19 protein-coding genes and 1 riboswitch are annotated in these 24,669 nt (G+C 46.1%); of the genes, 6 read left to right on the top strand and 13 right to left on the bottom strand.

Annotated elements, in window-relative coordinates; all coding sequences use genetic code 11:
• Positions 1-12: 12 nt before the first annotated feature.
• The 6 genes from MKY23_RS04525 to MKY23_RS04500 form a co-directional block, all read right to left on the bottom strand.
• A complete protein-coding gene (locus MKY23_RS04525; protein ID WP_339835681.1) occupies positions 13-3,231 on the bottom strand; it encodes a response regulator in 3,219 nt (1,072 codons plus the stop codon).
• Positions 3,232-3,473: 242 nt separating this feature from the next.
• Complete coding sequence (locus tag MKY23_RS04520; protein WP_339835678.1) at positions 3,474-5,462, bottom strand: methyl-accepting chemotaxis protein; 1,989 nt, start codon at positions 5,460-5,462, stop codon at positions 3,474-3,476.
• A gap of 199 nt (positions 5,463-5,661) precedes the next feature.
• Positions 5,662-6,498, bottom strand: a complete 837-nt coding sequence (locus tag MKY23_RS04515; protein WP_090917389.1) for a MetQ/NlpA family ABC transporter substrate-binding protein — start codon at positions 6,496-6,498, stop codon at positions 5,662-5,664.
• A 51-nt stretch (positions 6,499-6,549) separates the two neighbouring features.
• Positions 6,550-7,221 carry a methionine ABC transporter permease gene (locus MKY23_RS04510; RefSeq protein WP_339835674.1) on the bottom strand — a complete coding sequence of 224 codons (672 nt, stop codon included), beginning with the start codon at positions 7,219-7,221 and terminating at the stop codon, positions 6,550-6,552.
• Positions 7,218-8,045, bottom strand: a complete 828-nt coding sequence (locus MKY23_RS04505) for an ATP-binding cassette domain-containing protein (RefSeq protein WP_339835671.1) — start codon at positions 8,043-8,045, stop codon at positions 7,218-7,220. The genes MKY23_RS04510 and MKY23_RS04505 overlap by 4 nt, the downstream gene beginning before the upstream one ends.
• A 154-nt stretch (positions 8,046-8,199) precedes the next feature.
• Complete coding sequence (locus tag MKY23_RS04500) at positions 8,200-10,536, bottom strand: PQQ-binding-like beta-propeller repeat protein (protein ID WP_339835668.1); 2,337 nt, start codon at positions 10,534-10,536, stop codon at positions 8,200-8,202.
• Between the two features lie 328 nt (positions 10,537-10,864).
• Between MKY23_RS04500 and MKY23_RS04495 the strand changes: the two genes are divergently transcribed.
• On the top strand, positions 10,865-11,827 hold the full coding sequence (locus tag MKY23_RS04495; RefSeq protein ID WP_339835665.1) for a copper amine oxidase N-terminal domain-containing protein: 963 nt from the start codon (positions 10,865-10,867) through the stop codon (positions 11,825-11,827).
• Positions 11,828-11,996: 169 nt separating this feature from the next.
• Here the strand turns inward: MKY23_RS04495 and MKY23_RS04490 are convergent, their stop codons facing one another.
• From MKY23_RS04490 to MKY23_RS04465, 6 genes are all read right to left on the bottom strand, one after another.
• On the bottom strand, positions 11,997-12,698 hold the full coding sequence (locus tag MKY23_RS04490; protein ID WP_339835662.1) for an ankyrin repeat domain-containing protein: 702 nt from the start codon (positions 12,696-12,698) through the stop codon (positions 11,997-11,999).
• Between the two features lie 9 nt (positions 12,699-12,707).
• On the bottom strand, positions 12,708-14,219 hold the full coding sequence (locus MKY23_RS04485; protein WP_339835659.1) for an S-layer homology domain-containing protein: 1,512 nt from the start codon (positions 14,217-14,219) through the stop codon (positions 12,708-12,710).
• A gap of 120 nt (positions 14,220-14,339) precedes the next feature.
• Entirely contained in the window at positions 14,340-15,032 is a 693-nt protein-coding gene (locus tag MKY23_RS04480) for a response regulator transcription factor (protein ID WP_339835656.1), read from the bottom strand.
• Positions 15,029-16,507 carry a HAMP domain-containing sensor histidine kinase gene (locus tag MKY23_RS04475; RefSeq protein ID WP_339835653.1) on the bottom strand — a complete coding sequence of 493 codons (1,479 nt, stop codon included), beginning with the start codon at positions 16,505-16,507 and terminating at the stop codon, positions 15,029-15,031. Before MKY23_RS04475 ends, MKY23_RS04480 begins: the two co-directional genes overlap by 4 nt.
• A gap of 320 nt (positions 16,508-16,827) precedes the next feature.
• Positions 16,828-17,496: a pectate lyase gene (locus tag MKY23_RS04470; RefSeq protein ID WP_154960199.1), complete on the bottom strand. Its 669-nt coding sequence runs from the start codon at positions 17,494-17,496 to the stop codon at positions 16,828-16,830.
• A gap of 370 nt (positions 17,497-17,866) precedes the next feature.
• The gene (locus tag MKY23_RS04465; RefSeq protein WP_090917367.1) at positions 17,867-18,748 is read right to left on the bottom strand and encodes a radical SAM/SPASM domain-containing protein; all 882 of its coding nucleotides are present in this window, start codon (positions 18,746-18,748) and stop codon (positions 17,867-17,869) included.
• A 229-nt stretch (positions 18,749-18,977) separates the two neighbouring features.
• A riboswitch (TPP riboswitch) is annotated at positions 18,978-19,080 on the top strand.
• Between the two features lie 156 nt (positions 19,081-19,236).
• Here MKY23_RS04465 and thiM point away from each other — a divergent pair.
• The 4 genes from thiM (at position 19,237) to MKY23_RS04445 (ending at position 22,372) form a co-directional block, all read left to right on the top strand.
• Complete coding sequence (thiM, locus tag MKY23_RS04460; RefSeq protein ID WP_339835648.1) at positions 19,237-20,046, top strand: hydroxyethylthiazole kinase; 810 nt, start codon at positions 19,237-19,239, stop codon at positions 20,044-20,046.
• Entirely contained in the window at positions 20,046-20,864 is an 819-nt protein-coding gene (thiD, locus tag MKY23_RS04455) for a bifunctional hydroxymethylpyrimidine kinase/phosphomethylpyrimidine kinase (protein ID WP_339835644.1), read from the top strand. Before thiM ends, thiD begins: the two co-directional genes overlap by 1 nt.
• Positions 20,857-21,522: a thiamine phosphate synthase gene (thiE, locus tag MKY23_RS04450; RefSeq protein WP_339835641.1), complete on the top strand. Its 666-nt coding sequence runs from the start codon at positions 20,857-20,859 to the stop codon at positions 21,520-21,522. Before thiD ends, thiE begins: the two co-directional genes overlap by 8 nt.
• Positions 21,523-21,916: 394 nt before the next feature.
• Positions 21,917-22,372, top strand: coding sequence for a winged helix-turn-helix transcriptional regulator (locus MKY23_RS04445; protein ID WP_090917359.1), 456 nt, complete (start codon positions 21,917-21,919; stop codon positions 22,370-22,372).
• A gap of 33 nt (positions 22,373-22,405) precedes the next feature.
• On the opposite strand, the gene MKY23_RS04440 is transcribed toward MKY23_RS04445, so the two are convergent.
• Positions 22,406-23,593 carry an MFS transporter gene (locus MKY23_RS04440; protein WP_339835637.1) on the bottom strand — a complete coding sequence of 396 codons (1,188 nt, stop codon included), beginning with the start codon at positions 23,591-23,593 and terminating at the stop codon, positions 22,406-22,408.
• A 263-nt stretch (positions 23,594-23,856) separates the two neighbouring features.
• Between MKY23_RS04440 and MKY23_RS04435 the strand changes: the two genes are divergently transcribed.
• Positions 23,857-24,600, top strand: a complete 744-nt coding sequence (locus MKY23_RS04435; protein WP_154985534.1) for a MerR family transcriptional regulator — start codon at positions 23,857-23,859, stop codon at positions 24,598-24,600.
• Positions 24,601-24,669: the final 69 nt, after the last annotated feature.

Here is a 24,669-nt window from a genome sequence, read left to right as displayed (position 1 = left end):
TGCTAGTCATATTTACCATGGTAGTGACTCTGAAATATGATCAATTTCTTGCTGCACTTGTTCCAGAATGGAGGTCAATTCCCCTTCAAAGGATGGAACCGACAGAAGGGATTCCAGATGCAGAACGGCCTGCAGCAGTTTCGCAGCATGCAGGTGGGCTGCAACACCTTTGAGAGAATGTGTACTCCGTACAACTTCATTCATTTGCTTTTGCTCAAGATAAGTCTGAATTTTTTGCTCAAACCCGCTATATTCTAGAGCAAACTTATTCAACGCGTACTGCAAAATGTGCGGTTTGTTATCCATCTGTTTCAGGGCTTTATCCGTATCAATCCCCCTGATGTCATGCAAACCCTTCAGATCAATCCAGGCCGTCAATACATCTTGGAGCTGTTGTTCATCAATCGGTTTCGTCAGAACGGCATTCATACCCGCCTCTATATATTCCTTATGATCTTTCTTCATGCTATTTGCCGTAAGTGCAATAACGGGTAAGTGATCGTACTGCCTCATCTGACGAATGTGTTTAACAGCTTCTAATCCATCCATTCGCGGCATGAACAAATCCATCAAAATCAGCTTCCACGGCTGAACATGCAGCTCGCTCAGTACCTCTTCTCCATCCTTCACCACTCTCACTTCAAAGCCCATCTGCTGAAGCAGCGCCCGAATGGCGATCTGATTGATCTCATGATCCTCTGCCACTAGAATGGCTCCTTGATTTATTCGTTCTGAGGACTCATCCTGATTTGTAATTTGGTTCAAATTCTGCACTTCTCCATCCTGCAATGTCAACAAAGTTTCAAACAGCCCGACACGGGTAATCGGCTTAAACAAGACTGCCTTCGGATTAATAAAATTCTGCTTAGCTACAAGAGCATCCTCACTAATACCGCGCGTATATCCAAACACCTGAATCCGTGTACCCCGGAGCCTATTCAGTAAATACTCCCAGTCCGGTTCATCATGTACATGTTTCATATCCATATCGAGCATGATCAGGAGTGAAAACGATTCATCCCTTTCGTAATCATAGTTATCATTGACAAGCACTTCATGAAAAGAAGAATAGATTTTAGGTCTAAGACCAAATGAGCGCAACATCTGTTCCAGATTTTCTGCAACTCTTCTGTCACTTTCCACAATCATCACATCATTTACTGCATATAACAATGGATAGGTTGGCAGGAAAGAACGATCCTCTACTTCTGTCAGTTCATACACTAGCTCAAATGTAAACATGCTATATTCACCAAGTACACTTTCCACTTGCAGACTGCCGCCTAATGAAGTGATCAGGAGATAACAGATGACCAAGCCCAAGCCAGAGCCTCCATACTTTCGATAGGTCGATGGTTCGGCCTGACTGAAAGGTACAAATAAACGTTCCATCTGTTCAGGAGAGATACCAATCCCGGTATCCTCTACCTCGAATCGAACTTCAACATGTTGATCCTCAAGTGTGAGCACTTCTGCGTGAAATATGACATACCCTTCGTCCGTAAATTTAATGGCGTTATTAAGCAGATTAATAAGAACCTGTTCCAAACGGAACGGATCACCAATGACTGTTAAAGGCAGCTCGGGATCGGTATGAAAAATGATCTCAATATCCTTGTTACCGATAGCTGTACTGATCTGATCCGCCACTCGTTTAAATACATCCTCCAGAGAAAAGGGAACATTCTCCACATTAAACATTCCTGCTTCAATTCTCGAAAAATCTAGAATATCATTGACCAACGCAAGTAACGATTGTGAGGATACGGTGATCTTGCCTAGATAGTCCTGTTGCTGAGGCGTAAGAGGTGTTCGTTGCAACAAGGAACTGAAGCTGGTAATACTGTTCAGCGGCGTCCGCAACTCATGGCTCATCAAGGCCAAAAACTCACTCTTCGCCTGACTGGCTTTATCCGCTTTCACCCGTCGATACTGGTCGGTCATATCTTGAAAGACAGCCTTAATTTGCTCACTTGAACCGGATGACTTGATCGGATAAAGATGAACGCGAACATGCAATTCATCACTTTCACCGATCCGGAAGGTCAACTCCGCCTCATGATTGGTTTTAGACGAGATAACTTCTCGTAAAACGGTAGCCCAGCAATCTGATTTCTCCATCACAAGCAAGTCTGCAAGCGCACGACCAATGACCTGTTGCCGATCCGCCTGAAGGACATCCAGAAATTTATGGTTAACGGAAACGATGTTGCCTCTATTGTCCAATCCTGCAACCCAATTAGAGGACACTCGCTCCAGCAAACGATAGCGCTCCTCACTTTCCTGAATCCTTCGCCTGACAGCACGATGTTCTGTAATATCAAGTCCATACCCGATAACATACTTCACTACCTTGCCTTCCAGAAAAGGCCCGAGCTTAACCAGAGCATAGTATCCTTTGTGCTCAATCTCGAAAAAAAAGTGTTCGCCTCTCCAGGCGCGGTTGAATTGTGTTTTCAAAAATTGAATTTTCTCCTGAGGTAGTGCATTAATAGTCCCGAGCTGGAAGCTTTGCTCCAGACTTCGCATATCCATACCTAGATGAGACAACATTTCCCCTTCGAGCAAAAGAAATTCAAACTTCCCGTTCAGCTTGCGCAGTTTAAATGTAAACCCTGGCTGTCTGCGTAGCATCTCCAGCATTTCCTGCTCTTTTTGTACCACCAACTGTCTGTATTGATGATTCTGGTTCAGGAAATAAATGAACAATACAACCAGCAGCATACATACAATTTGAGACAGTAAAGTAATCCCATGACTATAGGGTGTCGCCGGATATGTCAAAACCATCGTGGACTGGTAAACCGAAATGAACAGGAGCGATCCGGAGAACCACCGGAGATTAAATTGGTGTATATACTTAAAATTCAGGGATGCGAATAGAACAAATAAAAGTTCGTACAATGCATAATCAAAATTTTCAATGGACGGCCAAAAACCAGCATTAATTCTAAACATCCACAATCCCGCAAAGGTAATAAACGCTGTTCCGCCTCCCCCATAATAGGCAGCAAGAAGATATACGATGGATCTAAAGTTTAACATCGAGCCGTCATCCAATATAATGGAGAAGTAGTATAACGCAGTACCTAACATGCTCATCGCTATCCCAATGATCAAGCGAGAGGTAAATGATGGCTTATTCCGATTACTCGATTGATTCAGATAGTGATGGATAAGGAAGACGAAAATTAAAATTAATGTAAAATTTAAAACGAGATCGCGTAGCAAAGTTCACCATCCAAGTTACGACTTTAGCGTTGTTTAACATACGAAAAAACAGGCCAGATTGGCCGATTGTATCTCCGCATTAATCAAATCATATTACGCGTCTCCCCCTTATTCAATTGCGGATATTGGCTTATTTCTCCCCAATTCCTCCTCCTTTCTTCTAACATTTACCCTTCGATACGCATTCCAGAAACTCCCACAAAATTACCAGACTAAATGTAAAAAAGGAGCCTCTCGGCTCCCTAGTACTTGAACTGCTGTATCAGACTTTGCAGATGTTCTGCCATACTTGACAAACTTCTTGCAGAAGCTGATATCTCCTCCATCGAAGCCAGCTGTTCTTCCGATGAGGCTGCGACCTCTTCCGAAGTTGAGGCATTCGCTGAAGCAATACCTGCCAGTTCGCTAGACACAGCCCCAACCTCCTGTACTCCAGCCGTAATCTGCTGTGAAGTGGCTGCGATCTCTTCAATCTGAGGTGTAGTCTCGCGCATACTCTCCAGAATACGTTGGAACTTCTGAATAGCTTCAGTGGAAACCTCCATGCCCTGCTCGACCTCTAATGCCACTTTTTTCATCATATCAACGGATTCCAATGTATCCTTCTGGACCGCAGATGTCAGTGTAGTAATATCTTGAGCAGACTGCTGGGATTGTTCTGCGAGCTTGCGAACTTCTCCAGCTACTACGGCGAACCCATTCCCGTGTGCACCTGCACGTGCAGCCTCAATCGACGCATTCAGAGCTAGTAGATTCGTTTGTTTTGCCATATTTCCCATCAGCTCTGTGATGGCGGAGATTTGCTCAGAACGTTGATCCAATGTCTGAATGATACGACTCATCTGTAAGACGGTCTCTTGAATTGATCTCATCTGATCTACCGTCTGCTTAACCGTGTTGCCGCCTTCTTCTGCTTGTAACGTGGTCTGTTTGGCTAATTCGGACACATGAACCGATCTCTCCGCAATATTGGTTACACCAGACGTAATTTCGCGCATGGCCTCGTGATTATGCTCAATACCATGCATTTGTTTCTCGGCTCCCAGCGTAATTTCCTGAATAGCTCTGGCCACCTGTTCACTCGCAGCACTGGTCACTTCTGCGCTCTGCGTCATCTCTTCTGATGAGGTAACTACCTGACTTGCGCTATGCTCTACATTCTGGATCAGCAAGCGCAGATTCGTCTGCATTTTGCCAAAAGCGTCGCTAAGTTCACCAAGCTCATCCGAACTTTTACTTACAATAGTCTGTGTCAGATCTCCTTCACTCACTTGTATCGCTTGATTTTTCAATTCTCTGATGGGTCTAATAATAGAGCGCATGACAAGCCAGATGATTACAGCCCCAACGCCAAGGCAAGATAACAGCACAATGATCATACGATGCAGAATCGGAGCTGTCGCCTCATGCACCTCGGAGGTAAACATCGTACCTGCGATTTTCCAATTGGTTGAACCATTCGTTAAATAATACATAACCTTGGGCTCATCATTATAGACATAATCAAATGTGCCTGATTCGTTATCAAATACCTCTGTCCAAAATGACTCTTTCGCGTCTGATCCAGCTGGGCTGTTCGGGTGATAGATATACTTTTTGCTACGATCCAGCAAGACCATATATCCCTGCTCCCCTACCTTGATCTTGCTTATACTATTGCTAATGTCGTTCAGATCCAGATCAAGACTGACTACACCAGAGCGATCGTCCAATGCCTTTGCAATTGAAACCGTAACTGAATTCGTTGATGTGGAGGTGTACGGATCTGTGACGATAACCTGACCAGGTTGACTCATCGCTTCTGTATACCAAGGTCTGGTTCGTGGATCATAATCTTGCGGGGTAGCTGTATCCGAAGAACTTAAATATTTTCCATTTTCATTTCCTATACTGACCAAAACCACATCCGGGTTCTGCCCGATGAATCCCTTTATTTCCTCCAGCATGTTTGCTTCTGAATTTTTCATGGTGTCTGCAGTAAAAACCTTCGCATAATATTCAACCTGCTTGCGTTTCACATTGACTATTAAATCAATCGTACTATTAGCTAAATTCACATTTTCCTCTGCACTATGTAAAATTTGTTTCGTTACTTCCTCTTTGGCATTGTTATAAGACAATACACCTATAGTGATGGAAGGGGCCGCCAAAAAGATAATGAAGGACATGATCAGTTTGACCTTAAAATCGGTTACAATCTTTCCTAACCAACCTGTTTTTTTGTTTTCCAACGACAATTCACTCTACCTCTTCCATATTAAATTGATATTTTCACTAACATACAAAAAAGTTATTAACTAAATTAAACGAATTTAACTCCGGTTCTATTAAGTTTCTAAATAGTTGTTAACAGAAGTAAGATCACAAACAAAAAGACCCAAGCATATTTGCTCGGATCTCAATGTTCGAATCTCTATACTCACCTATACCTTAGAATGCTGGAATGGCAATATCTGCGTAATTTTTTTCGAAAAAGGCTTTCACTTCAGGGCCAGCCATACGTTTAGCCAGCTTCTGGATGGCTTCGGAGTCTTTGTTATCCTCACGGGCTACCAACGTGATCGCAAAATGGGAATCGTCCTTCTCGGTCAGCAAAGCATCCTTTTTTGGCGTTAGACCGAGCGGGCTCGCATAGGCAGGAGTCATAGCTACCAGATCTGCATCATCCATCATACGGGCAAGCATCAGCAAATCTACCTCTTTGAACTTAAAATTCTTTTTGTTCTCCGTGATGTCTGCCTGTGTCGCATTAAAACCTACACCCTCTTTGAGTTTAATCAGGCCGTTTTGTTCCAGCATGACGAGGGAGCGCCCGATGTTTGAAGGATCATTGGCAATCGCAATCGTTGCTCCTTCTGGCAGTTCATCGATGGACTTGTAGGTTTTGGAGTATCCACCATAGATCGCGTTGTAAATGGGCTGAACAGGAACCAGAGTTGCACTATTCGCCTCATTGTACTGTTTCATGTACGGCACGTGTTGGAAGAAGTTCGCATCCACTTCCTTGTTTGCTAGAGCCGTATTCGGCTGTACGTTATCTGACAGCACCACAACCTCCAAGTTTACGCCATCTTCTTTAAGAAGCGGTTTAACGATATCCAGTACATCCGTCATTGGCGGAATCAATGTCGCTACTTTTAGTGTAACTTCCTGTCCGGCTTGTGATTCTGGCTTCGCCCCCTCAGTAGCAGGCGTTTCTTCTTTTTTACCGCAGGCGGATACAACGAGCATAACCGCGAGTAGCATGAGCATCAATTTTACTTTCATTGAATATTTACCCCTTCTCTGTACATTCTGTAGTCATTTTTAGCGGGTTCCTCAGGATCTGCGATCCAACCAGCGAGACAGTCGGCTACCCGTGAATTGAATCACCTGTACCAGCACAATCATGATAACAATTGTAAATATCATAATTTCCGTTTCGAAGCGTTGGTAACCGTAACGAATAGCAAAATCACCAACGCCTCCACCACCCACAATCCCCATTACCGTAGAATAGGAAACAAAACTGATCGTTGCTGTGGTAAGTCCCAGCACAAGACCAGACCTTGCCTCCACGTACAGGAATTTAAGGACAAGTTGCACGGTAGAGGCTCCCATAGAAGAGGCCGCTTCGATGACACCTTTAGGCACATCGAGTAGCGCCTGTTCGACAAGGCGGGCATAATAAGCAATAGCAATGACCGATAAAGGTACCGTTGCAGCTAACGTACCGATGGATGTGCCTACAACCAAACGAGTGAACGGGATCATGAAGACAACCAGCAGCAGGAATGGAAAGGAACGAATGATATTCACAAGACTGCCCAGAACCGTGAACAAGGCTCGATTCTGATATCGTTGCCCTTTACGAAACAGGTACAATAGCGTACCGAGAGGCAAACCGACCAGCACTGCTGCCGCGATGGATATCCCCACCATCACAAATGTTTCTCCAATGGCCTGCCAGATTTCATGCTGATATTTAAGCACTGACTCAGGTAACATCATTGCCCGTCCTCCTGTTCCGCCAGACGCTGGAGAGTGGTGCCCGTTACCTTTTCCGTTCCTGTTCCACCCAAAGTGTCGTCTGCAAGCAGTGAAGTAAGGATATCCGGCTGTGGAACCGGGATACTGCGAACTTCTGATTCCGATAGGGTACGCACAATCTGACCCTCTTTCATCACCGTAATACGGTGACATAATCGACGAGCTACCTCCATCTCATGGGTAACAACGACAATCGTCACCCCCATCGTTTCGTTCACATGACGAAGCACATCCAATATTCCCCCTGTTGTCTGCGGATCAAGTGAAGATGTTGGTTCATCGCAGAGCAATACAGCTGGATGGCTGGCAAGCGCTCTGGCAATAGCAACGCGCTGCTTCTGTCCGCCGCTCAGCTGAGCCGGATACTGGTTCGCTTTGTCCTCCAGTCCTACGAATCGAAGTACTTCCAACCCTCGCTCTCGCCGCTGTGAACGTGATCTGCCGGCCAGTTCCAAGGGCATGCTCACATTGCTCAGCACCGTGCGATTGCTGACCAGATTGAAATGCTGGAAGATCATACCGATGGACCGACGCGCCTGACGCAAGTCTTGCTCGTTCATTCCGGTTAGTTGCTGACCATTGACGGTAACCTCTCCAGCATCAGGCTGTTCCAAACCGTTGAGCATCCGTAGCAAGGTCGACTTTCCTGCCCCGCTGGAACCAATAATGCCATGAATCTCACCTTTACCTATTTCAAGCGAGACGGATCGCAAGGCCTCAAATCCCTGATCCGCACGGGAACCGCGCTCGTTGAACCGTTTGCTCACACCATATAATGAAATCATGGAGATTCCTCCCGTGAATGATCATGTATGGTTCCCTCAAGTATCTCTCATGAATCTTTCAAGAACACATGAAGAAAGCCCGCACAGCCGATAACCGGAGCGCGAGCAATCCTGTTCATTTATAATAAAACAACATGGCGACCCAGACAAGCTTTTAAAAAGAGATATCTCCTTCCAGCTGATCAACTGGAAAGACACGGAAACGTCCGTTAGCTGATCCGACATACACTTTATCGTCGATTCGGTTGATCATGCCATTCTTTGCATCCCGATCCCGATGCTCCGGAGTCCCCATGACTACATCATGCACACGCCCTAGCAGAGTTCCATCCTTTTTATCCATCACAAGCAAGTTTTCATTTCGCGGAAGCAACAAACGATCTCCAATGATGAGGTAACTGCCCTGATTGGTCGAATATTGGTTTGTTCCAACAGATTCTTGTGCATCCCACCGTGTCTCCCCGGTATGGTAATCCACGGCGGCAGGATATCCGTTTCTAATGACATACAGTTGATCCGCCTCTAGAAGTCCACGTTCAATTTTCGCATCAACCGTCCAGCGAATCTTGCCTGTATCTGGGTTAAATAAGGAGGTTGTATAATCTCCGTAATCACCGTACATATTTCCTTTTTTATTCTGACGAATCAGCACCATATCATCATTCAGTACTTCTATCTGCTGACCTATACGTGCGGGAATTAGAGATTTTTTCTTACCAGAATTCAAATCAAGCAGCACCCACTGATCATCCATCAACATCCAGCGCCCAAGGGGGGCTGAGGCAAAAGGATCATAACGATGGATACCGTCAAAATAGGAATCATTCTCGATATGATCTATCGCGGATGGTCCCGCCTCCACCTGCCAAATCGTTCGTCCCGTTAGAGGATCTGCGGCAACAAGCTGATTTTTCTCCTGATATAGAACATAAGGTTCATCGGCATTCCGATTAAGCAATTGATATCCTGTCGTTAATTTCTTAGTCCATAACCGTTTACCGGTTGAACTATTAAGCACATGAATCCATCCATTACTGGAGCCTTCAGCCGCAGGGATATCTACAATAACTACGTTTCGGGCAGCTTTGATGCCGTTCAACCATACCATATCGTCAGCTGTATTCTTCTTGTTTATACTGGTATTCCGCTTATCTTGTACCTCAGGTTTATATTCCCATAGAAGCTTTCCGTCTTTCAGGTTGATATGGCGCAAACGATCCAGATATTGCTTGCGATCGGTGTCATAACTTGTATATAGTGTAACGGCATCCCGCTTGGTATTTAAAACCGCTTGAGCAGGACCATATCCGTTATGCACTCTCCAGAGCAATTTCCCTGTATGTCGATCCAGCGCGTAGAAGGAATCATCATAATGCATGCCGCTAAACCCGCCATCGTCTCCCTTCATGAGGAGCACATCATCTGTACCCGCTTGTAAAAAGGTATAGTTCAGATCTCCCTGATTCACCCATTCCGGTTTCCAGGGTAGCGTTTGCGGGAGCGACTTCCCCATAGCAACTTGAGTGAAATAAGTAAACGTGCCCATACGCTCATCACTTCGGAGATCTGCCTCATTATCCTGACTCGCTGGCATACTCCAATGAATCTCGGTCAGCTTGCCGTTGTTATTAAAGGTTAACAATAAATGTGCATCCTGCCGCTCATATCTCCAGGTCTGTCTAACTCGCATCGGATCACCTGGTTCATTCAGATTTCTGGACTGCTCCTTCCAATCCGGCTCCCCTAACCACTTGGCAACCTGCTTGGTGGTCGTCGTTTGATCCAGCTTGGTATCTACCAGATGGCGGAGCATAGAGATAGATAACGATGGCTCACTTACAAACCATCCATCGGAGACAGGAGGATGACCTGTAATATCCTTTTTCTTGATCCAGAGCATCACATGGTGATAACCTGTCCATTCCTTGCTCCAAATACGGGGAGCAATGGACACGCCGACCCACTCCTTCCACTCAGCCACGATGAGCGCCTTCTTCAATAGCGCCTGATCGGAAGGCCAAGTTATCGTACTGTCAGGAGTGAGGTACAATTTGCTATCCGTTTGAACAGTGAATGTATGAGGATCAGTTTGCGTTATGTTGTTACTCTGCTTAAGCGCATACCAGGCAGGAAGCCAGTAGCTATCTTGCTGCTGGTTCTTGACTTGCATCCACTCCCCCTGAACCCCAGTCAAAATATACTTTTCCTTCGGTATAGTGAGATATGTAATCTTCATCTGATCTACTGCAACGCGATTATCCTTCCGCCCACTGAAAAGAGGCAAGCCCTCTCTGAGCGTTACTCGTTCTCCCTTTTTGTAGAGGATCTTGGCGGAAATTTGCTGCGCTGAAAGCAAGGTTGATGAACCAGGCAACTGTAAATCGTTAAAAATTGTATCGGAGACTTGAATTGGAGCTTTCGTATCAGTTGTCTGTGTTGTTGAAACCTGAGCCTGTCTGCCCGGCATATCCGTTTGGGGATCTGGCATCATACATCCTGTTAGCACTAGCACAGTTATTCCCGTTAAGGTAAAGCAGCGAGTATAACCCCATATGTTCTGATTAGGCTCCTTTTTCACACACATTCATCTCCCAATAGAAGTTATTTCCATATAAGACGCTCCCCATATCAAAAAGTTACCTGTTTTCCGAATGAATCTTGGAAAAAATCATATCCTTTCTTCCCTCAAACACAGCTTTATTTTATGCCTCAATTCACAGTTTAATATACAGGAATTAGGTTAATATCTTATGGATGTTCCATTAATATGCAACTTTTGGGATAACTGCTCCGTCTAGTGACTTGAAAGGAGAATGATCATGACAAACAAAACACAATCACACAACGCACGATGGAAGCAGAAAAAATGGAAGATGCTGCTGGCCGCCTCCATTCTGACCGCAGGAGTAGCTCCTGCACTGTTCATGCCTACTGTAGCTGAAGCAGCCACTACAACGAAACCTATGGCATACATTAACAATATGCCTGCACAATACGATGTAGTCATCCGCCAAGGGGTCACATACATTGCCTTGACTGAACTGCAGTTTCTCGGAGATTACACCTTCGGTTATGATAATAAGAGCAAACAAATCAGCATTAAAACAGGCAGTGACCAATACGTGCTGACACCCAATAGTAAAACGATAAAAAAGAATGGACAGAATGCCACCCTTTCATCGGTTCCCATTCTGGTAAAAGGAAAAGCCATGCTTCCACTTCGTGCCATTGGTGAAACGTTTGGAGCACAAGTACGCTGGAATCAGGCTGCCAAGGAAGCTTATATTTACACCACGAATACTTCCATAGTGAAAGATTACAACGGTTCCGATTTGACGGCAGCCCGTGAAGCAGCATTGCAACTGCCGCGGCTTTCAAATTTCGGCCAACCGCGCCTACAGGTGAAAAATCCGCTTGGGCCAGTGGATTCCTCTACAGCTTATATTTTTGAACAAGGCCAAAAGGACCGCTTCTTCGTGATTGAAGATAATGATCTGGTCAGTTACTATACAATTACAAACGGCAATGCCATGCTGAAATGGCAGGCTAATCTGGGTAAACAAGCCGGAACGATTGGTGATTTGTTCTTTATTAAAACCAAATCTGTGGCCGAAGCAGGAACCCGCCCTTCTGTCGCTGGTAAAACACTCGTATCCTTCAAGTACTCCCGCATGCTGGAGGAAACCGCCTATGACATGATGAACAAGAAAGGCTCACTTGAAAGCGGCTCTGCTACGCCAACCAAAGGCAAAGTTATCGTCGAAGTGCCAGGGGAGAAGTAGTTCGTTTGGAAGTAAAGATAGGTTGAATAAAGAGATGCCTGCACTAAAAATATCGCAATAACCACAAAAAAGCGGGATGAGATAGCAAAGGCTACTCTCATCCCGTTTTCGTTGATGTTCAGTTACTCCCTGGCAGATGCCAGCTTGCCCCATAGCACTAGCGTGTTCACTATTTTGCACCTGCTTGCAACAAAATAGCTTCGATCTCCTTAAAACCTTTTGCTCTGGCATGACGGAGGGGAGACACACCATCGCCATCGGCCAGATTAACATCAGCCCCATGTTGGATAAGCAATTCAATGGTCTCCTGTTGCCGTTCATTGCCATCGTTTAGAATGATCGCCTCCAACAATGCTGTCCATCCTAATTTATTCACATGGTTCACATCTACCGTGGTATTGGTCAGTAGCTCTCGCACCACGTCAACGTATCCATGCTCCGAAGCGGGAATGAGCGCCGTTCCTCCGTACCGGTTTGTGATAGCAGGGTCTGCCCCTGCCTGAATAGTAATCTTCAAAATATCCAAATACCCTTCGGCACCCGCATATAAAAACGGACTATCCAACATGTCATCCTGCTGGTTAACATCCGCTCCTGCTTCAATCAGCTTTTGCACAGATGCGATATCCTGATTGTACGTTGCAATCATCAGGGCCGTTCTTCCGCTCTGATCTTGAGCCTTAACATCGGCTGCCTCCTGAATGAGCTTTTCGATACTCCCGGTATCTTTTGCTTCAGCTGCACTGAATAACTGTTGATTTAGTGAGGCCATACGGCTTCCCTCCTTTGAGTTATCTTCTTCGTTAAGCATACAGCCTTGAACGAACAGCACACTGCTGATCAGAATAATCAGCATCAGGGATTTGTTCATAGGTCCTCCTTACTGTTGTACCACCGTTACCGATGATGCAACACTCCAATCGCCAACCGGGTTCAGCGTATAGATTGTGCCGGAGATCAGCTTTTCTCCATTCGCAAGTTCAAATACACCTGTTGCACCTTTCCGGCTTGAATATTTATACGTCGCTGTCAGGACATGCCCATCTGGTGCTGTCAGGCTAACACTCCGTCCAGAGAATAGTTCATCTCCCGGATCTTGGGCAAGTGTCACTTCAATGGCACTATCACTCGCGACTTTAGCGCTCTTAACGACTAATGCTTCGAATGATTTCGCAGTAAAGGAAGCATGCTCGATACTGGCCCATTCCGAAGTCACAGTGTAAGATACCCCTGGTTTCAGAATCTGGCCTTCTGGCAATCGGAATTTGGGTTCTTGTCTGCCATCAGTGGATTGCGTAAACGGAACATATTTGGCAATGATCGGCTCGCCATTTTCCGGCGTAATGGTAACTTGTCTTGCCTGCATGGACGAAATAATTTGATACGTTTTGCCGTCTGCCTGCTCCTGATCGTTCAGAATGAAAGCATTAGCCCCGCGACCAGCGCTGTATGCCGAAATAATATAACCGTAATCCACCACACCTTTTTCCTTCAAAGCTTCAATCTCAAACGTATCATTCGTGACCTGACGCACTTGAGTCATATTTACTTTAACGTCACTGCCTTTGAATGAACCAGCATCTTGTCCTTTATATGTAAGGCTGTATGCTTCTCCAGCTTGTTGAACGGATGTCGGCACGATGTATGTAGCAACAGAGCCTGTTTTCAAACGTGGCATGTTGGTTAAGGTTAGCCCCCCGCTGAATGCAAAGTCTGTCCGGGATTTGGCAAACACTTCATCTTCTGCCGTAAGTGGCTTGTCGAAGGTGATCACAAGAGTCATGTTATTCAACGGTTTAATACTCTCAATGCGAGCTTGATCCGATGGGATAGCTTGATAAGCCTTTTGCAGCAACACTGCCGTTTCGCCCCGTGTCACAGAGCCCGTTTCTTCATAGAAAGCACTCATCCAATGGTGTACGGACTTCACATCCCGTTTTAATGCTTTAGATATAACCTCTTCCAGCTCCGCATCCGTTACCAGACTTTGAGGATGGAACTCTCCATCCACGGACTGCATGATCCCTGTCTCCACCGCCTTAATAGCATAAGGCGCATACCAAGCGTTCGCCTGGATATCCGTTAACGTTACTGCACTGTCTCCTGTCTTGCTCTGCAAATCAAATGTTCTATATATCAATGAAGCTAACTCTGCGCGTGTGATCGCCCGAAGTTCACCCATCGATTGATCGCTATATCCGTTCATGATCCCGAGACGGTTTAGTTCTTTGATGGCCGCCTGCACCTGTTGATTCGTAAGCTGTGTCGCTGTAGCGGACATAGAAGTTGTGAATCCAGCTGCCTGAGCTTGAGGTGTTGTGAATGGAAGTGTCGCTGTTCCCAATGCGGTTATCGTTAATAGTGCTACTAGTTTACGAGCTGTAAGATTCATGAAATGTTCTTCCCCTCTGTAGGTAGTTGTTGCATCTATCTATAGCGTAGGGGATAAAAAGAAACTCCAAAGAACAAATATATTAACAAAATATAAACTGCAACGAATCTTTCTCTAAACTTATATGGTGAAACGATACCCCGCACCCCAGACCGTTTCGATGTATTCCGGATGTTTCGGATCACTCTCCAGTTTCCCGCGCAGCTTACGAACATGCACTGTTACCGTTGCAATATCGCCATTCGATTCCATGCCCCATATTCGTTCGAATAGATCGGATTTGCTGAATACGCGGTTCGGATGACTCGCCAAAAATACAAGCAGATCAAATTCTTTGGTGGTGATGCCCACCTCTTCTCCGTTCAAAAATACACGGCGTGATCCCTTGTCGATGTGAAGTCCGCGAATGTGGATCTCATCCTGTTCAGCAGGTTTGCTCTTGCCGAGCAATCTCTCGTACCGGGTCAGGTGAGCCTTGGCTCTTGCGACCAATTCGCTTGGGCTGAACGGCTTCGTAATAAAATCGTCGACACCGAGATTAAACGTGCGGATTTTATCGATCTCCTCTTTTTTCGCGGAAACGACAAGGATGGGCACTTCCTTCTCCTCACGAATGAGCCTGCATAATTCGAAACCATCCATCCCGGGAAGCATCAAATCTACGATGACAAGTCGGTAATTCTCTTCCAGAGCACGGCGCAATCCTTCATCCCCGTTATGACACAGCTCTACCGTAAATCCGTGGAGTTCGAAATAGTCCCGCTCCAGTTCGGCAATGGTCGTTTCATCCTCAATGATCAGAATATCAGTCATAGCTTCTCCCCCCTTTCATCTATGAGCCTTTTCAATTGGATATGGATGCTCGTGCCTTCACCCAGCTTGCTTTCTGCCCAGATTAAACCACCATGTCCAGCTACAATCTGGTGGGCAATAGCCAGTCCAAGACCACTTCCGCCCGTAGACGAGTTGCGTGAATGCTCGGCTCGGTAGAAACGCTCAAATATATGCGGCAGATCTTCCTCGGATATGCCTTTCCCATTATCCTGGAATGTAATGGTATTCCACTCTTGATTCGTTTCAAGAGTAATACGGAGTCGTTTGTCATCATCATTCATATATTTCAGTGCATTATCAACAATGTTGACAATCGTGCGTTTCAGTTTATCCAGATCCACAGCAGACAGAACGGAGCCCGAAGTTCTGTTATGCCACTCGAGTCCTACTCCTTTGTCCTCCAGATCATATCGCAGTTCTTCAATGCTATCCTCCATAAAATCAACCAGATCCACTGGGCTGAACACAAACGGTTCCTGATTCAAGTCCAGTTTGGAGTACAAGAACAATTCATCCACCAGTTTATCCATGCTAACCGCTTTGGAATGAATAATGTTGACGTAAGTATCCATCTTCTCCGGTGTGTTCGCTACCCCATCCCGAATCCCCTCGATATACCCTTTAATATTAGTAATCGGCGTGCGAAGATCATGCGAAATATTGGAGATCAACTCTCTGCGGTTAATCTCATCTTGCTGTCGCAACTCATTGGATCGTTGCAACTGATTCCGCATACTTTCAAATGCCTCACTAAGCTGTCCCACTTCGTCATTGGAGGAAGGTTCAAGCTTGAAAGACAAATTACCGTTTTTGATCTGTTCAGCCGAACTTCGTAACTGATGCAACGGTTGAATGAAACTACGTGTAATCCAGCGGAACAGAAGCAGGTTAGCGATGATCAGGACACCAATCAACAGGAGAGACATCACAGGCAACAGCTTGCGTGTCAGTTCTGCAAACGGACTTCTCTCCCGTATGACAAAGATACTGCCTCGTTCTCCATCTGAATACTGAAAATCAAACTTGGCATACGCGTAGAAGCGCTCACCGATGTTAAACGTACTTCGAATCTGGTTGTTGTTCAGATCATAGGCGGGCAGTGCCTGTCCCAATCCGGGTTGATGGAATGTCCGCGATTCAAAGATCGGACTGTCCTCACGCCTCACGTAGAGCCCGGATTTCTCGGCTCGAAGTTTCATATCGTATTCCCGAAGCAATACCTTGTCCTGTAGCTCGTCCGGATCACTTTTCGCTGTAAACTTCATCTCTTGAAAGATCGTCTCTCCCTGTTCCGTCAGTGGATTGATCTGATAATGGACTTTGTATATATCTCGGAAGCTTTGCAAATCCCCTGTTGCCGCAATCGTATAGAGACTTGCTGTAAGCAATATAAACAGGAGACTGATAACAAGCATGCCTGTAAACGAAAGCAACATTTTGATGCGAATTGACATAAATATCCCCTCTTAATCATGCGATTGGTACAGTTAGTGCACATGTTATCACAAGAAGCTTCATATTGCCCATATGCAAATCAAGTTGGCTAAATGTTGTCGTATGGCTATGAGCATAAAAAAACAGGGTGAAGCAGCATTTGCTCTGCTCCACCCTGTATGGTGCATATGGCTTAGTTATATAAGCAACATGCTTATTCAAACGATTAATGGATAGATTATTCAATGGTTAGATTAGTGATTCCTACCGCACTGTTCGACAGATAAATTTGGTACACTGATCCAGTCTACCTGGTTTGGATAACTAAGCTCCCCACAGTTTAATACTGCGTATTACCCGACTGGCTCGTTTTACCTGAAGCGAATCCTTTGAAAAGTGTTGGCACTTTGGAATAACGTGTATTGGTAATTTTGCCTTGGGAGCTGCTACTATCTGTACGCATAATGGCATCTTTTACATTCGAGATGTTGGAATTATCAAGAGTCATGTTGACAGTGAATGTTGTGCCTCCATTTTGCCGCACCAGCTTGCCGATATCATCGGCACGGAAGTTTTTAATGTTAATTGTGCCTGCCGCATTGATCTGGAACACTTTATCATAAGCCTTGTATGCCGCACCGCCTGTAATGTTCACCGTTCCTGACGATTTCAATGTCAACGCGTCCTCGCCCACATCCTGCCATACTACATTCGAAATATTACAGTTACCATAACAATGTACACCGTCTGCCGCTGGCGCACCAATGATGACATTTTTCAGTGTAGCACCTGCTTCCAGCCGGAAGACCGGCTTCTGATTCTCTGCTTGAGAACCGTCACCCAAGGTGGATGGATTAGCCACAAAGGTTTTCCCCTGTCCATCATACGTCGTGCCCTTAGGTACAACAATCGTTGAATTTACAACCGTTGGCGCAGCCGCTGCGGGCATAACACCAAATATGGAAGCGACCAGACCGGCGGACAACAACAGCGTTAACATTTTTTTCATCAAGAACATCCTCCCTTAATATAAGTGAATTTGTCTCCAAGCACGCTAGCTTGTCTGACAGAACCGCAGAAGTAGATCACTGCTCGGAACCTGTCCTAATCCTACAAAAAAAGGGAGATTACAGGAATAATCTTAAGATCACATTTACATTTTTTAGAATAAAATCCAATATAAACGCCTTTTTATTTGATTTTTGTTTATTTGATATGTACCGATATTAACTCGTAATATGCTGTTTTTACCGTTAAGTTCCATCAAAAAAAGACCCTATCGTCTGATATCAGACAATAGGGCCGCAGAACGTTCCATCTATACTTCAGCAGACAAGCCTGAATTCACTACAAATTATTCTACGATGTGCCACACCGTCTCAAGCTCCTGCTCCAAAACGCTGGCGGTATCCGCATTTGCGGCAAAGTTCTTCTACAGCTTCCCTTTTAGAAAAACCGTATACCAGATTGTTCGCACGCTCTCCGTCCACAATATCGGAAAAAGACTTTTCATGGATGTTTCCAAGGTTGATGACACCTTCTCCATCCAAACAGCATGGAACCACGGTTCCATCAACCAGCACAGCTGCCTGACTGCGTAATGCATGACAAAAACCTTTGCCGTCATCTTCAGGTGCATCGAGACTTGGCCATTGGAATTCATGGTCCTGATTCAGGTATACGTTGGGTGCAATTTTCACGCCACTACCCGCAACCACCTTTTCTTCAATACGGAAGTCCAGATTGAATTCCTTTTCCAGCACCTCAAGTGTCTCCCGATTGCGATTCATCTGAGCATTAGTGAAGTTATCCTGAGTCAGATTCCATAGTCGGAACGAGACAATGACGTTATGTTTCACCGCTTCTCGAACAAAAGACAAGATGTTATGCAAGTATCCGTCACGATCCGTAGAACCTTCATGGCCGTCAAAGCTGTGCAGCGAGAAATTCATCTGTCTCAGTGCAGGTTTGCCCAATAATTTATGCTGTGTCTTTGGCAGTAGCGTACCGTTGGTCGTAATGTTCACTTTAAATCCCTTGGCATGAGCCATATCCAGCAACAGGTCAATTTTGGGATGAAGCAGCGGTTCCCCTTTGACGTGCAGGTAAATATGTTTTGTGTGTGGTTTGATCTGATCCAATATATTATTAAAGACTTCAGGGTCGATGAATCCTTTGGCTCGCTTCGTTTGTGGACAAAAGCTGCATGCCAGATTACAGATGCTCGTAATTTCAATATATACTTTCTTGAACGTTTTCAACTCAGGGTCCCCATTCTGCCGGGAGGAACAACGGTCCTGCCCTCATTCGTAGTACGGCCATATGAGCCAATCCCCATTATATCGGGTTCACGAGCTAAGGTAAATCAGAATAGCGGATCAGTAACAAAGTCCAGTGTATTTTTCATCCCCATTTCAAGGCTTAAATCCTCGCCCTATTTACATTAAGTCAAGATGGATATATGCTGAGTACATAACTGCATATCTTGTACATTTGCACTGGGGGAGCCTTGCGGCTGAGACGAATACGGCGATTCGGACCCTTTGAACCTGATCTGGATTATACCAGCGGAGGGAAGTGGAGCGGCTTTTATTGGCAGTAGGGGATCTCTATCCTAGATGGGGATCAACTTCAGTTCAAACGTATAGCTCCGTTCATTTCTCCGGAAATGGGTGGGGCTTTTTTGTATTTCAGCTAGTCGTCTCGCTCATAACCATATCCATCATTTGAAAATAAGGAGGTCATTTGGATGTCTTATCTTGAACGTGTACGTTCACTCAATCCTTTGGTTCATAATATTACCAACCTTGTGGTTGCCCCTTTTACCGCAAATGGTCTGCTTGCCCTCGGAGCCTCTCCGTTTATGGCCTATGCTCATGAAGAAGTCGCTGACGTCGCTCGAATGGCTGGTGCGGTGGTTCTGAACATCGGCACATTGGATGAAAAGGTCGTTCAAGCGATACGTCTAGCCGGACAATCAGCCAATGCACATCATGTGCCTGTTGTCCTTGATCCTGTTGGTGCAGGAGCCACGACATATCGCACCAATACGGTACAAATGCTGGTTCGTGAGCTTCGTCTTACCGTATTAAGAGGCAATGTCGCCGAAGTGGCCCATGTCATTGGTGTGCCATGGAATATCAAAGGTGTGGACGCCGGGGTTGGCGAGGGTGATCGGATTAGCATTGCGGAGAAGGCCGCGCAACAGCTTGACTGTATTGTCGTTATTACGGGCCAGTACGACATTATTACAGACGGATATCATACTTTCCTCACAAGCAACGGACATGCATTGCTCACCCAAGTTACCGGGGCAGGCTGTCTTCTCAGCTCAGTCATTGGTGCTTTTGCTGCGATTGCCGAGCCGGGGCGCGACATGCTGAACAGCGTGGTGGAAGCCGTCTCAACCTACGGTGTAGCTGCTGAACAGGCTGCAGCACGAACGGCTCATCAGGGGCCAGGCAGCTTCCAGATTGAATTGTTAAATCAACTGGCGCAGATTACACCTTCGCTGTTCTCCGAGCATGCACAAATCCGTCAGATTCGTGGAGGTGTCTGATGAATATTGCTCAAGCGTTAACGATTGCCGGGTCTGATAACGGCGGCGGTGCAGGAATTCAGGCAGATCTCAAAACCTTTCAAGAACTTGGTGTATACGGCATGACGGTCATTACTGCAATCGCCGCTCAGAACACTACAGGGGTTCAAGGCGTGTTTCCGATTGATTACGACGGCATTGCCCAGCAACTTGATTCAACGGGAGTCGACTTTCAGCCGCGTGCCATCAAGACAGGTATGCTGTATAGTGCCGAGATTATTCGTCTTGTTGCGGCAAAATGTCAGCAATACGACTGGTCAAATCTGGTTATTGATCCCGTGATGGTTGCCAAAGGAGGTGCACCTCTGCTCCAGCAGGAGGCTGTGCAAGCACTTGTGGAAGATCTGCTACCTCTTGCTTTGGTTATCACACCTAACATTCCCGAAGCCGAACTACTTATCGGGAGTTCGATTCGGAACCTGAGTGAGCGCGAGGAAGCCGCAAAGCAATTGGTGCAGATGGGTTCAACATATGCCTTGATTAAAGGAGGACATGATACGGGAAGCGGTACGGTTATCGATATCCTGTATGACGGGCATTCCTTTCATTATTTGGAGAACCTTCGTGTTATGACACGTCATACCCATGGAACCGGCTGCACGTTCTCTGCTGCCATTACGGCGGAACTGGCGAAGGGTGCCCCTATTCTGGCTGCCGTTACGACCGCGCGAGCATTCATTCAGGCAGCCATTGAAGATGAGCTGGGATTCGGGACCGGGCACGGGCCAACGAATCACTTTGCGTACCAGCGCAGACAGCGGGGTGCCGCTGATGCGTAGATGGGATGCGGAAGCGGTCCACCGCGCGCTGCAGTTGTATTTGGTGATGGGTAGCGTCAATACGACGCGTGACCCGGTGGAGGTGCTCCGCCAGGCGATCACTGGCGGCATCACGCTGTTCCAGTTCCGCGAGAAGGGAACTGGTGCACTGGCAGGCGAAGCCCGCAGAACGCTTGCGCTGCGGCTTCGTGAGGTGTGCAGCCAGCACGGGATACCGTTCATCGTGAACGATGATGTGGAGCTGGCTGTGGCGGTGGAGGCCGACGGTGTACACGTCGGCCAGGACGATGCGGACGCGGCGCTGGCACGCGCCCGCATCGGAGATGGGCGGATGCTTGGCGTATCCGCCCACTCCGTCCTTGAAGCCCGCCGTGCCGTGCAGGCGGGCGCAGACTATCTTGGCGTCGGGCCGATGTACCCGACGCGCTCCAAAGCGGATGCCCACGCTGTGCTGGGCCCCGCCGGGGTTGCGGAACTGCGCGCCGCAGGCATCGCAGTTCCGGTGGTCGGTATCGGCGGCATTACGCCCGATACCGCGGCCGCCGTGATGGCGGCTGGAGCCGACGGCGTAGCCGTCATCTCCGCCATCGCGGGCGCGGCCGATGTGCACGCGGCGACTGCACAGCTCGCTGCGATCACCCGCAGGCAGCAGGCATAGCCATGCTCCCGGCCCTATAATGCAAAGGTTGCAGCCACTCGGTCTGCATCCTTTGCATTCTTGTTTTATTCTTCGCCTCCTTTGCATCCTTCTGCAGCCTATATATCCTCCTGATTCCTTTTTTATCCTTATCCTTATCCTTCCGCAAACTGGTCATCCTATAGCGCCCCATACCTCCTTCTGCTTCCTTTAAATCCTTTCGCCTTTCTCACCTTCTTCCCACCTTGCATCACGCACATATCGATCTCTTCCCCCTCCCTTCCATCCCAAATATATTTAATATATAAATCATTTCTACTATAAAGCTTCACATTTACAAATCATTATCTTTTAATTACTATGGATATAAAAGCATATCCGAAATATCACCTATAGAATAAAAGGAAGTGAGTTTATGGATCAGATCGATAGAAACATCCTGTTTCATATGGAAAACCAAGCCAGATTGTCCATGACCGAATTAGGAAAATTGGTGGGACTTTCACAGCCAGCCGTCACGGAACGTGTAAAACGACTGGAGGAAAGTGGTGTTATTGAAGGGTACCGCACCATCATTAATCCGCAAAAATTAGGAAAACAGAGTACATCCTATCTACTATTTCAGACTAGAGAATGCACTGCTTTCCTTGATTTCTGCCGTATGTCGCCCGAAGTTGTAGAATGTTATCGCGTCAGTGGAGAACACAATTATTTATTGAAAGTCATGACAGATTCTATTGCTGACTTAGAGGCATTCGGAAATCAATGTGACAAATACGGAACCTATACTACACTTATCGCAATGTCCTCGCCTATTGCATCCAAAAACCTAATTGATGAACCCCAGTTCCTGATCTCAAAGGAATCCTAACCATTCATCTTTTCTATTTTAGATATCACCATTTCAAGGTGAACTAGGAAATCCGTGTTTTTTAGAGCACAACGTGATGAGAAGAGCGACAAACAACAATATCACCAAGGAACCCGGCAGGAATCTAGCTCCGCTCCAATGAAGCAGGATAGCACCAACCATACCTCCCGCACCGATCCCTAGATTCCATGCCGTTACCAACATCGATTGGGCGATATCGGCACTGCGGCCTCCTGCATGTGCAATAGCTGTTTGGAGTAACGTTGCCGCTCCGCCAAAGGTCAATCCCCATGCAATCACCCCTATAATGATAACAGCCGGCTGATTGCTCCAGATTGCCATCGCCGCTGAGGCAAAAGCAAATATCGCAACACTTAATAGCACCAGTATCCTTAAGTAGCGATCAATCAGCAGTCCAATAATCCAAATACCCATCACTGAAGTTACGCCAAATAGGAGTAAAATCAGATCAACTCTATGGGCCAGTGCTGTATTTTCCAGAAAAGGAGAAATGTAAGTATACAAAATATTATGAGCTAACACCCAGGCAAGCACCACAAATAAAATAGGCCGTATTCCAGGAAGAAACAGGATTTTATGCAGTGAGAGTTGATTCTGCTTGACCTCGCCTTCATAATCTGGAACTTTCCAGAACACCCATACAATAAGCGCGAGCGTCAATATAGATATCGTTCCAAAGATTAAACGCCAGCTTACATACGTTCCAAAAAAAGTACCGATCGGAACACCAAGCGCTAATGCCAAAGGTGTACCTGCCATAGCAACGGCTATAGCTTTTCCTTTTAATGACTCTGGCACCATCCGACTTGCATATCCAGCGGTCATTCCCCATAGCACCCCCGCTGCTACTCCTGCACAAAAACGTGCAATCAACGTTATAACATATACCGAAGATAAGGCAGTCACCGTGTTAAATAAGAGAAAGCCTATAATACATAGCAGCAAAAGAGGTCTACGTCTCCACCCGCGAGTTGCCACAGTCAGTGGAATTGCCGCTGCCAGAGAGCCTGCAGCATACAACGTAACCAGTTGTCCGGCTTTGGCCTGCGTTACGCCAAGACCCATGGCAATCTGAGGGAGTAGTCCAGCAGGCAGGCTTTCAGTAAGTATGCAGATAAATCCTGCCATAGCTAACGCCAGCAAAGCAACCCATGGAAGACCTTGTTTTTTGGCATATATGTCTTCTTTAATGGAATCCATCTCGTTTGAAATCACATTGAAAGCCCCTTTGTTCTGTATTTTGGATAGCTCAAATATTCATTTGCTATCTTTGATAAGCTTACAGAAATGAGCAGGGGTTTTGCATACAGCATTAAAGGTACTTAAGCTTGTTAACGAAGAAAAACCTTATTTTTCTCAAGCTTTGCTTTGAATTCCTATGATCCTCCTTTTTCACATCATTAACTTATTGACTCTTACGTAACGTGACATTGTACAATTCATGGTGTAAGGAGGTTTCACCCATGGCCATGAAAGTAAAAGAAGTCTCCGAACTGGCTTCAATCAGTGTGCGCACACTGCATCACTATGACGAGATCGGGCTACTTGTTCCAGATGAGGTCACTGATGCCGGATATCGAATGTATTCGGATGCCAATCTGGAACGACTTCAGCAGATTTTATTTTTCAAAGAACTCGGCTTCTCGCTAAAAGAAATCAAAAACATTTTAGATGACCCCGCCTTTGATGCGGAGGAAGCATTGCATATGCACAAACTCATTTTGCTGGAAAAACGCCAGCGTCTGGATCAAATGATTACCACCATCGATAAAACCGTACTACATCTGAGAGGAGAGATTGAAATGACCCCTAAAGAACAATTTCAGGGCTTTGATTTTAGTCAAAATCCGTACGAACAGGAAGCACGCGAGCGCTGGGGTGATAACGCCGTCAATGAGGCAAACCAGAAATTAAATGACCAGCCTGCTGACAAACAAAAAGAACTTTCTAATCAGATGAATGATATCTTCAGACGATTAGCAGCCATTCGCCACACAGCACCCGAATCTGCCGAAGTACAGGGCGAGATTAAACAATGGTACATTTACCTGAATGAAATCGGGAACTATTCCCCAGAAGCCTTCAAAGGACTTGGTCAGATGTACGTAGACGATGAACGCTTCACCAAGAATATCGATCAGTTTGGTGAGGGACTGGCACAATTCATGTGTCATGCCATGGCTGTATTTGCCGATCAGAATCAATAACATCAAAAAGGACGTAACCCCTGAGGCGTTACGTCCTTTTGATAATCTCCACCGATCCCTCGATCGAAA

Origin of the sequence: Paenibacillus sp. FSL R7-0272, assembly GCF_037969905.1 — a bacterium.
GTDB lineage: Bacteria > Bacillota > Bacilli > Paenibacillales > Paenibacillaceae > Paenibacillus > Paenibacillus polysaccharolyticus.
This window is presented reverse-complemented; position numbering and strand designations above follow the sequence as displayed.

Coding starts and splice junctions, on each gene's coding strand:
- MKY23_RS04445 (WP_090917359.1), top strand. CDS start 21,917: ATGGATCAGATCGATAGAAACATCCTGTTTCATATGGAAAACCAAGCC.
- MKY23_RS04475 (WP_339835653.1), bottom strand. CDS start 16,507: ATGTCAATTCGCATCAAAATGTTGCTTTCGTTTACAGGCATGCTTGTT.
- MKY23_RS04505 (WP_339835671.1), bottom strand. CDS start 8,045: ATGATTTCATTATATGGTGTGAGCAAACGGTTCAACGAGCGCGGTTCC.
- MKY23_RS04515 (WP_090917389.1), bottom strand. CDS start 6,498: ATGAAAGTAAAATTGATGCTCATGCTACTCGCGGTTATGCTCGTTGTA.
- thiD (WP_339835644.1), top strand. CDS start 20,046: ATGAATATTGCTCAAGCGTTAACGATTGCCGGGTCTGATAACGGCGGC.
- MKY23_RS04440 (WP_339835637.1), bottom strand. CDS start 23,593: ATGGATTCCATTAAAGAAGACATATATGCCAAAAAACAAGGTCTTCCA.
- MKY23_RS04490 (WP_339835662.1), bottom strand. CDS start 12,698: ATGAACAAATCCCTGATGCTGATTATTCTGATCAGCAGTGTGCTGTTC.
- MKY23_RS04500 (WP_339835668.1), bottom strand. CDS start 10,536: ATGATGCCAGATCCCCAAACGGATATGCCGGGCAGACAGGCTCAGGTT.
- MKY23_RS04485 (WP_339835659.1), bottom strand. CDS start 14,219: ATGAATCTTACAGCTCGTAAACTAGTAGCACTATTAACGATAACCGCA.
- MKY23_RS04435 (WP_154985534.1), top strand. CDS start 23,857: ATGGCCATGAAAGTAAAAGAAGTCTCCGAACTGGCTTCAATCAGTGTG.
- MKY23_RS04470 (WP_154960199.1), bottom strand. CDS start 17,496: ATGAAAAAAATGTTAACGCTGTTGTTGTCCGCCGGTCTGGTCGCTTCC.
- MKY23_RS04510 (WP_339835674.1), bottom strand. CDS start 7,221: ATGATGTTACCTGAGTCAGTGCTTAAATATCAGCATGAAATCTGGCAG.
- thiM (WP_339835648.1), top strand. CDS start 19,237: ATGTCTTATCTTGAACGTGTACGTTCACTCAATCCTTTGGTTCATAAT.
- MKY23_RS04495 (WP_339835665.1), top strand. CDS start 10,865: ATGACAAACAAAACACAATCACACAACGCACGATGGAAGCAGAAAAAA.
- MKY23_RS04480 (WP_339835656.1), bottom strand. CDS start 15,032: ATGACTGATATTCTGATCATTGAGGATGAAACGACCATTGCCGAACTG.
- thiE (WP_339835641.1), top strand. CDS start 20,857: ATGCGTAGATGGGATGCGGAAGCGGTCCACCGCGCGCTGCAGTTGTAT.